This is a genomic window from Curtobacterium sp. YR515 (assembly GCF_900113095.1).
In the GTDB taxonomy this organism is placed as follows: Bacteria; Actinomycetota; Actinomycetes; order Actinomycetales; family Microbacteriaceae; genus Curtobacterium.
In genome coordinates, this window is sequence record NZ_FOOD01000006.1 from 91,523 (window position 1) to 104,217 (window position 12,695).

Consider the following 12,695-nt stretch of genomic DNA (forward strand, 5'->3'; position numbering starts at 1 on the left):
GCCCGCGCGGTCCATTCCCGCGTGACGGGTCGGGTCAGGCGTCGAGGGCCCGGCGCGCGGCGGCGACCACCTCGGCGTCGGTGACGAAGTGCGCCGAACCGTCGTCCGCGCCGCCCATCGGCACGCCCGCGTGGGCGCTGTCGGCGGCGGGCCGCTTCGCCGAGAGGTGCACGGCGGCGGCCCCCGTCGCGACCAGGGCGGGGACGTCGGCCGGGGTGACACCGGCGCCCGCCATGACCTGCACGGGCCCGGCGGCGTCGACCATGCGCGTGATGGTCGCCGCACCGGCCACCGCGGTGGGCGCTGCACCCGAGGTCAGCACCCGGGTGAACCCGAGGTCGGCGAGGGTGGCCGCGGCGGCGACGGGGTCGGCCGCGTGGTCGATCGCCCGGTGCAGCGTGACCTCGGCGGTCGCGCTGACCGAGCGTGCGGCGTCGACGAAGCGCCGGAGGGCGTCCTCGTCTAGCGTGCCGTCCGGACGCAGGGCACCGACCACGACGCCCGCTGCCCCGGAGCGCAGGACCGTGCGGACCTCGCGCACCATGAGCTCGACCTCGTCGGGGGTGTGCACGAAGCCGCCGGGACGGCAGCGGACGAGGGCGTGCGCGGGGATGCCGGTCTCGTGGGTCGTCTCGACGAGCGCCTGGGACGGCGTGAGACCACCGAGCTCGAGCCCGACGCAGAGCTCGACACGGTCGGCGCCGCCGTCCCGTGCGACGATCGCACCGGCGGGTGAGGTGACGGCGATCTCGAGGGCGACGGGGGCGGCGGTGGTCACGCGATGGCTCCGAGCGGTTCGTTCGACGGCGGGATGATCCGGGCGCCGAGGTCCGGCGCCGACGGGAACACTCGATCGTAGGGGAACATCGGCCGGACGATCCTGTGGTGTCCGAGCCGCTCGAGGTCCTGGTCGACCCCGCCCGGCGTCAGCGCGAGCATCCAGTCGGCAGCCATGTCGAAGAGCTCCGGCTCGAGGTACCCGATCTTCACGATCACCACGTCGGCGTCCCGCGGGGCGAGGTCGAGGTCGGTGAAGTCGTGCTCGTGGTGGTACGGCTTGCGGAGCGTCGTCAGGATCGCGAACACACTGCCGACCTGCAGCACCACCTCGGTCTCGGCGTCGCGGTCGCCGTGCTTGATCGCGTGCACGCGGCCGGTCATCGTGATCGGCCCGGCGTGGACGGCGTCGACCGACGCCCCCGCCGTCACGGTGACCGTCGCACCGACGCCGGCCTCCACCGCCGCCGCGACGGCCGCGGGGCCGGGAACGCTCGCGTAGATCACCGTCGGGCCGTCGGGCTCCGCGAAGACCGGGTTCGCCAGCACCTGCGTGAGCCCCCACGTCATGTCGCCCGAGCCGCCGGCGGTCGGGTTGTCGCCGGAGTCGGACACGAAGAACGGCCTCGCGGCGCCTGGTGCGAGCGCAGCGGCGAGACACTCGTCGAACGTGCCGGTCGGTGCGACGAACACGAAGTCCTCACGCACGTCCCAGAAGGCCCGAGCGAGTCGTTCGGCACCCGCGGCGACGGCGTCGGCGTCCCAGCCCGTGACCACGGTGACCGCGCGGTCGCGGGGCTGGTCCGCCCAGGCGTAACCGACCCAGATCGCCGCGTCGAGCACGCCCTCGGTCTGTTCGACGAGCGGCACCTGCGCGTACAGCGACGCCGCGGGCTCGAGGCGCGTCGAGGTCTGCTCGCCGGGCAGGAGCACGGGGATCGGCACCCAGGCCTTCACCGGGCGCTGCTGCCCGACCGGTCGGGTGGTGAGCACGTCGACCAGGTTCCGGACGGCGCGCTCCTTCGTCTCGAGGGCGTCCTCGTGTGGGGCCATCCGGTAGCAGGTGACGAGGTCCACCTGGTGCGCGAGCTCCGCCGTGACGTTGCCGTGCAGGTCCATCGACGCCGACACGATGACATCGGGACCGATCACCGCGCGGATGCGGCCGAGCAGGTCGGCCTCGGCGTCGTCCAGGCCCTCGACCACCATCGCGCCGTGGATGTCGTACCAGAGCCCGTCGACGTGCTCGGCCTCGACGATCGCTTCCAGCCGCGAGACGATCTCCGCCGCGAGCGACTCGTACGAGTCACGGTCCACGATCCCGCCCGGCAGCGCGTGCCCGATGAGCGCCCCGCGGAAGTCGGCGTGCGCCGACAGTGGCCCGAGGAAGTCGTAGCGGGCCAGGACCTCGTCCCCGCGGTCCGGGTGGAACGCCGGTGCGTGGGTGCGCGTCGGCGTGAACGTCGAGGTCTCGATGGCGAGACCGGCGATCGCGATGACCGGGCGGTGGGTGGCGGGTGCGGTGGACACGGGCTCAGACACGGACGTTCCTGTTCCTGGTGGTGGACTGGGGGATGGGCGCGGACAGTTCCTCGAGCGACGCGGCGAGGCCCCGCTGCAGGGCGAACTGACCCGCCCCGACGAGCCCTGCGTCCGCGCCGAGCGAGACCGGCTCGATGACGAGGTGCTGCGTCATGAGCGGGTGGCAGCTCTCGTACAGCTGGCTCCGCACGGCGGCGATGAACGGGTCGAGGGTGGAGAGGATGCCGCCGAGGTACACGGCGTCCGGGTTGAAGAAGTTGACGTTCGCGGCGAGCACCTCGCCGAGGTACCGGCCCGCGAGCCGCACGGCCCGGGTCGCCTCGGGGTGGGCGTCCGAGGCCAGGCGGACCACGTCGGCGGTCGAGGAGACGTCGACCCCGGCGTCCGACAGGATCCGCACCAGGGCGGCTCCGGACGCGACGGTCTCGAGGCACCCGGTGTTCCCGCACGAGCACGGGGTGTCCCCGGCGGCGTCGATCCGGACGTGGGTGATGTCCCCGGCCGAGCCCGTCGCCCCGCGGTACAGCCGTCCGTCGATGACGATCCCGGCCCCGATCGCCGAGCCGGCCTTGATCGTGATGGTCTGCCGCCGGCCCGGGTCCTGCACGGTCTGCTCGCCCGCCGCCATGCAGTTCGCGTCGTTGTCGACGACCGCCGGCAACCCGAACCGCTCGGTCAGCCACGACGCCACCGGGAACCCGTTCCACCCCGGCATCCGGCTCGGCAGGTCGACCACGCCGGCCTCGACGTCGACCGGCCCCGGCAGGCTGAGGCCGACGCCCCGCAGCCCGTCGCGACCGCGTTCGTCGGCGAGCCGCTCGAGCAGGGCCGCCAGCCGCTGGAGTCCCGCGGTCGGGCCGTCGGAGAGCGCGAACGGGACGTTCGCGACGGACTCGAGCGCGCCTCCTGGCAGGACGATGCCGATGCGCGCGTGCCCGCCGCCGACGTCCGCGGCGACCGCGTACTCGTCGACGCCGCCGATGCGGAGCACCTTGCGGGGGCGGCCGCCGGTCGAGACGTCGGTGCCCTCCTCGGCGAGCAGACCGTGCGACAGGAGCTGCGCGACCACGTGGGACACGGTCGAGGGGGCGGCGCCGAGCAGCGCGGCGATCTCCGTCCGACTGGAGGCCTGCCCGGACGCGACGAGCTCCAGGACGCGGGCGCTGAGGTCCGGCACGACTTTCTCCAATCCGGGCGGAACACGGCAGGTGACCACCGACTGCCGCGAGCCTAACCGGCAGATCGACCGGTCCACCCTTTCGCCCGAACGGCAGAAACGAACTATTTACACGGAGATGTTTGTTTTTCCAACGGCTTTGGACATTGACTGTCCCCGTGCCGCTCGGCACGCGTGCTCCACACCCCGAACCTCCCACGCACCAGGAGACACACATGACCAAGCCCCGTCGCTGGGCGCTCCTCACCGGAGCCGCGATCGCCGTGAGCGCGCTGCTCGCCGGCTGCTCCGGGGGCGGCAACGCCTCGTCCGGCAGCAGCTCCGACACGATCGACTACGCACTGCCGGCCAACTTCACGCCGAACTGGATCCTCCCGATCGGCACCGCCGCGCACCTCAACACGAACAACGGCTCGATCGCGCAGTCGCTGTACGAGCCGCTCGTCGCCTACGACGGTTCCACCGGCAAGATCGCGTGGAACAAGGCCGGTTCGGTCGCGACGGACGCGACGTTCGCGAGCGACTCGAAGAGCGTCACGGTCACCCTCGGCGACCGGCACTGGTCCGACGGCAAGCCGATCACGAGCCGGGACGTCGAGTTCTGGTTCAACCTGATCAAGGCGAACAAGGACGAGTGGGGCTCCTACTCGAAGGGCAAGGCGCCGGACAACTGGACCTCCTTCACGGCCGACGACGACACGCACTTCACGATCACGTTCGACAAGGCGTACAACCCGGACTGGATGCTCGCCAACCAGCTGAGCCACATCATCCCGCTGCCGCAGCACGCCTGGGACAAGACGAGTGCGAGCGCGAAGGTCTCCGACGCCGACGAGACCGCGTCCGGTGCGAAGCAGGTGTGGAAGTACCTCAACACCGCCGCCGGCAAGATCTCCGACTACGCCAGCGACGACCTGTGGAAGACCATCTCCGGGCCCTACGGCGTGAAGACGTTCACCACGGCGGGCAAGGTCACCCTGACGGCGAACACGAAGTACGACGGCGGCGAGAAGCCCTCGATCACGACGGTCAACCTGCTGCCGTTCACCACGACGGACGCCGAGGTGAACGCGGTCCGCTCGGGCGAGGTCGACTACGGCTACATCAACGCCACCGACATGGACCAGAAGTCGTCCTTCACGTCGAAGGGCTACGACGTGCAGCCCTGGACCGGCTGGGCGATCACGTACATGCCGTACAACTTCAACAACCCGGACATGGGCGCCGTCTTCAAGCAGCTCTACGCCCGCCAGGCCGTGCAGATGTCGATCGACCAGACCTCGCTGTCCAAGGTCGTCTTCAACGGCACCGCCACCTCGACTTACGGGCCGATCCCGCAGGCGCAGGAGTCCGACTACGTGTCGAGCACGCAGAAGGACAACCCGTACCCGTTCAGCACGAAGAAGGCCAAGGCGCTGCTCGAGTCCCACGGGTGGGCGGAGCAGGGCGGCACGATGGTCTGCACCGACCCCGGCACGTCCGACAGCCAGTGCGGCGAGGGCGTGAAGCAGGGCACGAAGTTCACCATGAACGTGCTCTCGCAGTCCGGCTCGACCGTCACCGACAACATGATGAGCGCGATCCAGTCCTCGCTCGCGAAGACCGGCATCGGCTTCACGATCAAGACCGCGCCGGTGTCGAGCGTCCTGTCGCAGACCCCGACCTGCACGAGCGACGAGGCCAGCTGCGACTGGGACCTCTCCTTCTTCGGCACCGCGGGCAGCTGGTACTTCCCGGCCTACCCGACCGGTGAGTCGCTCTTCCAGACCGGCGGTTCGGCGAACTTCGGCTCGTACTCCAACGCCGACGTGGACAAGCTCATCGACGCGACGACCACGTCGCCCGACGCCACCGCCGTGCAGGACTACAGCGCCGCGGTCGCGAAGGACCTGCCGGTGATCTGGCTGCCGAGCCCGGACTACCAGATCTCGGTCGTCAAGCAGGGGCTGACCGGGTTCGACCAGGACTCGCTCGCCAACTTCCACCCGGCCCAGTGGAAGTGGTCGAAGTAACCACCTGACACCCTCTGGAGGCGCGGCGCGGGTCCGACCCGCACCGCGCCTCCCGGGGCCCACCGCACCAACCCAGACGACGGAAGCCGCATGACCACAGCTCTCTACCTCACCAGGCGCGTCCTGCAGGCGCTCGCGGTGATCCTCATCGTCACGATCGTCGTGTTCTGCCTGCTGCACGCCCTGCCGGGCGGGCCCGCCCGCGGCGTGCTCGGCGTCTCCGCGACGCCCGCGCAGATCGCCGCGTTCAACACGGCGCAGGGGCTCGACCAGCCGCTGCCCGTGCAGTACCTCCGGTTCCTCGGCCGCCTCCTCATCGGCGACCTCGGCACGTCGTACACGCTCAACGAGCCGGTCTCGCAGCTCATCACGGAGCGGCTGCCGAAGACCCTCGTCCTCACCGGGATGTCCGCGGTGCTCGGCATCGTGCTCGCGATCCCGGTCGGCATGTGGCAAGCGGTCCGGCGCAACGGCGCGGTCGACTACGCGGCCACCGCGCTGGCGTTCGTCTTCTACTCGACGCCCGCGTTCTTCCTCGGGCTCGTCCTCATCATCGTCTTCAGCCAGCAGCTGCCCTGGCTGCCGTCCCAGGCACCGAGCGGGAACACCCTCGCCGAGGTCTTCCAGGACCCGGCCGGGCTCGTGCTCCCCGTCGTCACCGGTGCCCTCGCCATGATCGCCGTCTTCAGCCGGTACATGCGGGCCTCGACGCTCGAGAACCTGCAGGAGGACTACGTCCGCACCGCCCGCGCCGGCGGTGCCTCGACCGCGGCGATCCTGCGCCGGCACGTGTTCCGGAACTCGCTCACCCCGGTGGTGGCGATGCTCGGGTACTACCTGCCGGTGCTGTTCGGCGGGGCGCTCGTCACGGAGCAGCTGTTCAACTACCCCGGCATGGGGCTCCTCTTCTGGAACGCCGCGCAGACCTCGGACTACCCGACGCTGCTCGGGTGCGTCCTCGTCATCTCGATCGCGACCGTGGTGGGCACGCTGCTCGCCGACGTCGCGCAGTCCTTGATCGACCCCCGAGTGAAGGCAGGCCGCGCATGACCGCACAGCTGGCACCCGAAGCCCCCGGAGCGGCGTCGCTCGTGCAGCCCGTCGCCGCCACCGGCTGGCGCCTCGCCGTCCGCCGCTTCCGCCACAACACCCTCGCGGTGATCGGCCTCGTCGTCATCGTCGTCATCGTGCTGTTCTGCTTCGTCGGCCCGTTCCTGTACCCGACGGACCAGACGCACACCCAGCTCTCCCAGGCGAACCTCGCCCCCGGCGCCGCGCACCTGCTCGGCACCGACGCCGTCGGGCACGACGTGCTCGGCCGGCTGATGTTCGGCGGCAAGGTGTCGCTCATGGTGGGCATCGCCGCCGGCGTCCTCGCCACCGTCGTCGGCACCCTCTGGGGCTCGATCGCCGGGTACGTCGGCGGCTGGGTCGACGCGGTGATGATGCGCGTGGTCGACGCCGGCATCGCGATCCCGGCGCTGTTCATCCTGCTCGTCATCTCGGCGATCACGACGCCCGGTGTGTGGGGACTCATCGTGATCCTCGGCTTCGTGTCGTGGCTCGTGCCCTCCCGGCTCATCCGCGCCGAGACGCTGACGCTGAAGAACCGCGACTACGTGCTGACCCTCCGCGCGATCGGCGGGTCGCACGCCCGCGCGATCGGCCGCCACCTGCTGCCGAACTCGGTGTCCACGATCGTCGTCGCCGCCACGTTCCAGGTCGCCGACGCGATCCTCCTCGTCGCCTACGTCTCGTACCTCGGGCTGGGCGTGCAGGCACCCGCGACGGACTGGGGTGGCATGCTCTCGGCAGGACTCACCGCCGCCTACTCGGGGCGGTGGTGGCTCATCGTGCCACCGGGTCTCGCCGTGATCCTGGTCGTCTGCGCGTTCAACGCCGTGGGCGACGGGCTCCGGGACGCCTTCGACGTGAGGGGCCGTTGATGTCCATCCTGACCACCACCGACCTCGGAGTCTCCTTCAGCACGGAGTCCGGCACGGTCGACGCCGTCCGCGGGGTCTCCCTGCACGTCGAACCCGGTGAGACGCTCGCGCTCGTCGGGGAGTCCGGTTCCGGCAAGTCCACCGTCGCCCTCGCCGCGATGGGGCTGCTGTCCGGCAACGCCACCGCCACCGGCAGCGCGGTCGTCGACGGCCACGAGATCGTCGGCGCCGCCGAGCCCGCCCTGCGTTCGCTCCGCGGCAGCACCGTCTCGATGGTCTTCCAGGAGCCCGCGACCGCCCTCGACCCCCTCACCCGCGTCGGGGCCCAGATCGCCGAGGTCATCCGGAACCACGGCGACGTCTCGGCAGCGGACGCCGCGGCACGAGCCGTCGACCTGCTCGACCGCGTGGGCATCCCCTCGCCCGCGCAGCGTGCCAGGGCGTTCCCGTTCCAGCTGTCCGGCGGCCAGCGGCAACGCGTGGTCATCGCGATGGCGATCGCGAACTCACCGAAGCTCCTCATCGCCGACGAGCCGACGACGGCCCTCGACGTCACCGTGCAGGCGGAGATCCTCGAGCTGCTGCGTCGCCTGGCGGCCGACACCGGCACGGGAGTCCTGCTCGTCACCCACAACATGGGCGTCGTCGCGGACTTCGCGGACCGGGTCGCGGTCATGTTGCAGGGGTCGATCGTCGAGACGGGCTCCGTCGAGGACGTCCTGCTCCGGCCGGAGCACGAGTACACGAAGCGGTTGCTCGCGGCGGTGCCGCGGCTGGCCGTGGCCGAGGCCGGGGCGGCCGTCGCGTCCGGTGCGGCCGTCGCGGACGGTTCGGACGGGAGGCGCGGCGCGGCCCCGGTGGTCGACCTGCGGGACGTCTCGGTGACGTTCGGGCGCGGGGCGCGCGCCGTCCACGCGCTGCAGGGCATCGACATCGCCGTGCACGCCGGCGAGACCGTCGGCCTGGTCGGGGAGTCCGGTTCCGGCAAGTCCACCGCGGCCCGGGTCGCGCTCGGCCTCGTCAAGCCGACGTCCGGCAGCGTGCACCTGTTCGGCTCCGACCTGCGCACGGCGCGTGGTCGCGACCGCCGAGCGCTCCGGTCGGGCATCGGCGTCGTGCTGCAGGACCCGGTGGCGTCGCTCGACGCCCGGATGTCGGTCGCCGAGTGCATCGCCGAACCGCTCGCCGTGCACCGTCGCGGCATGTCCTCCGCCGACCGTCGGAAGCGCATCGACGAGGTCCTCGACGCCGTCCGGCTGCCCCGGACCCTGGCGTCGCGTGCACCCCGGGAGCTCTCGGGCGGGCAGCGGCAGCGCGTGTCCCTCGCCCGGGCGCTCGTGCTCTCGCCGCGGTTGCTCGTCGCCGACGAACCGACCAGTGCGCTCGACGTCAGCGTGCAGGAGACGGTGCTCGAGGTCCTCCGCGAGCTGCAGGACGACCTCGGGTTCGCGTGCCTGTTCGTCTCGCACGACCTCGCCGTCGTGCAGCAGTTCGCCGAACGGGTCGTCGTGATGCGCCAGGGTGTCGTCGAGGAGCAGGGCACGACCGGTGCCACCCTCATGCACCCGACCACCGACTACACCCGACGGCTGCTCGCCGCCGTGCCCGTCCCCGACCCGGTGGTGCAGCGGCAACGCCGGGTCGAGCGACTCGCGACCCTGGGGGCGGTGACCGCGTGAGCGAGGTCGTCGCCGGCGTCGACGTCGGCGGGACGAACACCAAGGTGGTCCTCGCGACCCCGGCGCTCGAGGTGATCGACCGCATCGACCTGCCGACGCCCGCCCACGCGGGTGGCGCCGCGATCGTGACGGCCGCCCTCGGTGCCGTGACGGACCTGCTCGACCGGCACCGCGCCTCCGTGACCGGCGTCGGGGTGGGTGCTGCCGGCGTCGTCGACGCGAGCACGGGGACGGTGCTCGTGACGGGCAACTCGTTCACCGGCTGGGCCGGTTACGGCGTGACGGACGCGGTCACGTCGGCCCTCGGCGTCCCCGCGACCCTCGACAACGACGTGAACGCCTTCCTGCTCGGCGAGGTCGCCGCCGGTGCCGTGGCGGGGGAGCCGGACGTGCTCGGCATGACGCTCGGGACGGGGGTCGGCGGCGCGCTCGTGCTCGGCGGCTCGCTGTTCGCCGGGCCCCGAGGTGCGGCGGGCGAGATCGGCCACGTCCCGGGCTTCGGCGACGCGGTGTGCACCTGCGGGCAGGTCGGCCACCTCGAGACCATCGCCGGGGCACGCGGCATCGCCGACCGCTACGCCGAACGGACCGGGCGCCGGGTCACCGTCCGCGAGGTCGCCGACGCCGCACGCGCCGGGGACCCCGACGCCGCCGCGGTCTTCGAGACCGCCGGCTGGGGGCTGGCGCGTGCTGCCCTGCTGACGGCGGGGATCCTCGACGTGACGACCATCGTCATCGGCGGGGGGATCGCGCGGTCCTGGGACCTGCTCGAGCCGGCCATCAGTGCTGCCATCGCCCTGGAGCCCCCGGTGAGCGGGGCGCCGATCCGGCTGGCCCTGTCGTCGCTGGGGTCCGATGCCGTGGCGCTCGGTGCCGCTGCGCAGGTGCGGGACCTGGTGCTCGGGAGCGCGCCCGCGCGCTGAGGGAGACGCCGCGCAGCACCGCACAGCACCGCGTCGACGCCGAGGAGCCGGCCCGGACCACCTGATCACGTGGTCCGGGCCGGCTCCGGTCGGTGCGACGTTCCGTGGGCCCGTCGCGGGGCCGTCGTCAGACGCGGCGTGCGCCGACGCGGGGGAGCAGCAGGCCGAGCACGATCATCGCGACGGCGAGCACCAGGTGCAGCACGTTGTCGGCGCTGTTGAGCGGCACGAAGTTCGCCGGGTCGGCCATACCGGCGGTGAACAGGCCGTAGACGAACAGGACCGCGTAGACGATCCCGCCGACGAGCAGGTAGAGCCGGGCGCCGCGAGCGCTGCGGGCCGCGAGGAGCCCGACGACGCCGAACAGCAGGTGGACGATGTTGTGGAGCACGGAGACCTGGAACGTGCCGAGCAGGAGCGCCATCGAGCCGTGGCCGGCGACCGACATCGTGCCCATGTCCATCGTGAGACCGGGGATGAACCCGGCGATGCCGACGATGAGGAAGACGATCCCGAAGACCAGGGCGCCCTTCTGCGTCCAGGTGGAGCCGTTGGCGGTGCGGTTCGTTGCTGCGTTGCTGGTCATGATGCGACCTCTCTCTCAACGAGGGCCGGAACGCCGGTGCGCCGGTCCGGGCGCTCATGACGCCCACAGTGCATTCGGAGCATGTGCCCGGTCGGTTTGCAGGTACTTCGCGACCCACACATCCGCGCGCTGGCCGTGCCTGGGGCCTGAGCCGTCGCGGAGGGGACGCCGGGCATCGTGGAGCGCATGAGCCAGTACGACAAGCGCGATCCGAAGACCCTCTACCCCGCCCCGCCGTACCCGGAGCAGGAGCAGTCGCTCCCCGGGGCCGCGTGGAAGATGGACCCGAAGCCCGATCACGGCGAGGAGAGCTACGTCGGGCTCGGTCGCCTGAAGGGCTTCAGGGGCATCGTCACCGGCGCCGACTCGGGCATCGGCCGCGCCGCCGCCATCGCACTCTCCCGCGAGGGCGCCGACCTCGTCCTCTCGTACCTGCCCGACGAGCAGGAGGACGCCGAACAGGTGCGCGACCTGCTCGAGGGCGAAGGGCGTCGTGCGGTGCTCTTCCCCGGCGACATCTCCGACGAGCAGTACTGCACCGACCTCGTCCAGAAGGCCGTCGACGAGTTCGGTGGCCTCGACACCCTCGTCATGGTCGCCGGGCGGATGGACAGCAACGACGACATCCTCACGCTCACGACCGAGCACTTCGACTCGACCTTCAAGACGAACATCTACTCGCTCTTCTGGCTGACCAAGGCCGCCGTGCCGCACCTCGAGCCGGGATCCACGATCGTCACCACCGGGTCGATCCAGGCGAGCACGCCGTCGCCGGACAAGATCGACTACGCGGTGTCCAAGGGCGCGATCAAGCTCTTCACCGAGGCCGTCGCCCAGCAGCTCGCACCGAAGGGCATCCGCGTGAACTCGGTCGCTCCGGGACCGGTGTGGACGCCCCTCCAGCCGGGGTCCGACGACGCCGAGACCGTGGCGCACTTCGGCGAGCAGTCGCCGTTCGGCCGCCCCGGTCAGCCCGCCGAACTCGCTGCCGCGTACGTGCACCTCGTCAGCCCCGAGTCCAGCTACCAGTCCGGGTCGACGATCACCATCGCCGGCGGCACCCCGGCCTTCTAGGAGGACACGATGAGCGGGACGACACACGTGGTCCTCGTCGCCTGGGACGGCGACGCAGCCGACCGGTCGGCGCAGGCCGATGCCGTCGTGCGCGAGCACCTGCCGCGGATCGACGGCGTCGAGTCCGTGCGGTCCGGCGAGAGCATCAGCACCGAGGGGCTGGAGGGCGGTTTCGACTGGATGCTCGTCGTCCGGTTCCGGGACCGCGCGGCGCTCGCCGGGTACCTGCCGCACGAGGAGCACCAGCCCGTCGCCGCGTACATCCAGGGCGCGAGCGAACGCGTCGTGGTCTTCGACGTCGAGGACTGACGTCGGGGTGGTCGTCGGGCGTGCCGATCAGCGCGACCCGACGACCGCCGTCCGCCGGGCCATGGCGTTGCCCGATGCGCGCACGAGCACGGCGATCACGAGGAAGCCGACGAGCAGCGCCGCGCAGTACAGCGCGACGCCGCCGTACCCGCCCACGCGGGCCGGGTTGAAGAACGGGTAGGGGTAGAACCCGACGATCGCACCGCGGACCAGCGTGTAGGCGGTGTAGACCGCGGGCACGATCGCGGCCGCCCAGACCATGGTGAACGGCTGACGGTGGCGGGGACGGTTCACGAACCAGTCGACCACGACGGCCGCCGGGATGATCATGTGGTGCACGACGTTCACCCACGGCAGGAGCTCGCCGAGGTCGGCACCGGCCAGCAGCGTGTTGAACACGATGCCGACGAACGCCAGGTAGACGACCGCGGCGCCGCGCGCGACCTCCCACCCGCGCGACGACGGGACACCCCGCAGGAGCCGGACGGCGCCGATCACGAACACGGTGCTGGCGTAGAGGTTGCCGAGGATCGTGAAGTAGCTGAAGACGCTCACGAGGCTGAAGTCCACCCGTACGCTCAGCACGACCTGGGTGACGACCCCGGCGACGGACGCGGCCGCGAGCGCGAGGCGGACGGCAGCCAGGACGGTCGTCTTCATGGCGCCACCC

Annotated in this window: 12 protein-coding genes; 7 read left to right on the forward strand and 5 right to left on the reverse strand. The window is 71.7% G+C overall.

The features are described 5' to 3' along the window. Positions 1-34 precede the first annotated feature (34 nt). The 3 genes from BM028_RS16700 to BM028_RS16710 are packed head-to-tail and all read right to left on the reverse strand — an operon-like array spanning position 35 to position 3,496. Positions 35-778, reverse strand: coding sequence for a copper homeostasis protein CutC (locus BM028_RS16700; protein ID WP_070417284.1), 744 nt, complete (start codon positions 776-778; stop codon positions 35-37). Further along, positions 775-2,319, reverse strand: a complete 1,545-nt coding sequence (locus BM028_RS16705) for a M81 family metallopeptidase (RefSeq protein WP_217647269.1) — start codon at positions 2,317-2,319, stop codon at positions 775-777. The genes BM028_RS16700 and BM028_RS16705 overlap by 4 nt, the downstream gene beginning before the upstream one ends. Next, complete coding sequence (locus BM028_RS16710) at positions 2,312-3,496, reverse strand: ROK family protein (RefSeq protein WP_083295119.1); 1,185 nt, start codon at positions 3,494-3,496, stop codon at positions 2,312-2,314. The genes BM028_RS16705 and BM028_RS16710 overlap by 8 nt, the downstream gene beginning before the upstream one ends. 215 nt (positions 3,497-3,711) lie before the next feature. On the opposite strand from BM028_RS16710, the gene BM028_RS16715 reads away from it, so the two are divergent. From BM028_RS16715 to BM028_RS16735, 5 genes are all read left to right on the forward strand, one after another. Then, a complete protein-coding gene (locus BM028_RS16715; protein WP_071296454.1) occupies positions 3,712-5,508 on the forward strand; it encodes a peptide ABC transporter substrate-binding protein in 1,797 nt (598 codons plus the stop codon). Between the two features lie 90 nt (positions 5,509-5,598). After that, a complete protein-coding gene (locus BM028_RS16720; protein WP_092388049.1) occupies positions 5,599-6,558 on the forward strand; it encodes an ABC transporter permease in 960 nt (319 codons plus the stop codon). Next, complete coding sequence (locus tag BM028_RS16725; RefSeq protein ID WP_071296452.1) at positions 6,555-7,454, forward strand: ABC transporter permease; 900 nt, start codon at positions 6,555-6,557, stop codon at positions 7,452-7,454. The genes BM028_RS16720 and BM028_RS16725 overlap by 4 nt, the downstream gene beginning before the upstream one ends. Continuing rightward, positions 7,454-9,133 carry a dipeptide ABC transporter ATP-binding protein gene (locus tag BM028_RS16730; RefSeq protein WP_092388052.1) on the forward strand — a complete coding sequence of 560 codons (1,680 nt, stop codon included), beginning with the start codon at positions 7,454-7,456 and terminating at the stop codon, positions 9,131-9,133. Before BM028_RS16725 ends, BM028_RS16730 begins: the two co-directional genes overlap by 1 nt. After that, positions 9,130-10,056, forward strand: a complete 927-nt coding sequence (locus tag BM028_RS16735; RefSeq protein ID WP_070417277.1) for an ROK family protein — start codon at positions 9,130-9,132, stop codon at positions 10,054-10,056. Before BM028_RS16730 ends, BM028_RS16735 begins: the two co-directional genes overlap by 4 nt. A gap of 127 nt (positions 10,057-10,183) precedes the next feature. Here BM028_RS16735 and BM028_RS16740 read toward each other — a convergent pair whose 3' ends face one another. Continuing rightward, complete coding sequence (locus tag BM028_RS16740; protein ID WP_071296449.1) at positions 10,184-10,642, reverse strand: DUF4383 domain-containing protein; 459 nt, start codon at positions 10,640-10,642, stop codon at positions 10,184-10,186. 186 nt (positions 10,643-10,828) lie between these two features. On the opposite strand from BM028_RS16740, the gene BM028_RS16745 reads away from it, so the two are divergent. Together BM028_RS16745 and BM028_RS16750 are read left to right on the forward strand one after the other, a co-directional pair. Further along, entirely contained in the window at positions 10,829-11,716 is an 888-nt protein-coding gene (locus BM028_RS16745; RefSeq protein ID WP_071296448.1) for an SDR family oxidoreductase, read from the forward strand. A 9-nt stretch (positions 11,717-11,725) separates the two neighbouring features. After that, positions 11,726-12,025 carry a Dabb family protein gene (locus BM028_RS16750; RefSeq protein WP_092388055.1) on the forward strand — a complete coding sequence of 100 codons (300 nt, stop codon included), beginning with the start codon at positions 11,726-11,728 and terminating at the stop codon, positions 12,023-12,025. Positions 12,026-12,052: 27 nt separating this feature from the next. Here BM028_RS16750 and BM028_RS16755 read toward each other — a convergent pair whose 3' ends face one another. Further along, positions 12,053-12,685: a Pr6Pr family membrane protein gene (locus tag BM028_RS16755; protein ID WP_092388058.1), complete on the reverse strand. Its 633-nt coding sequence runs from the start codon at positions 12,683-12,685 to the stop codon at positions 12,053-12,055. Positions 12,686-12,695: the final 10 nt, after the last annotated feature.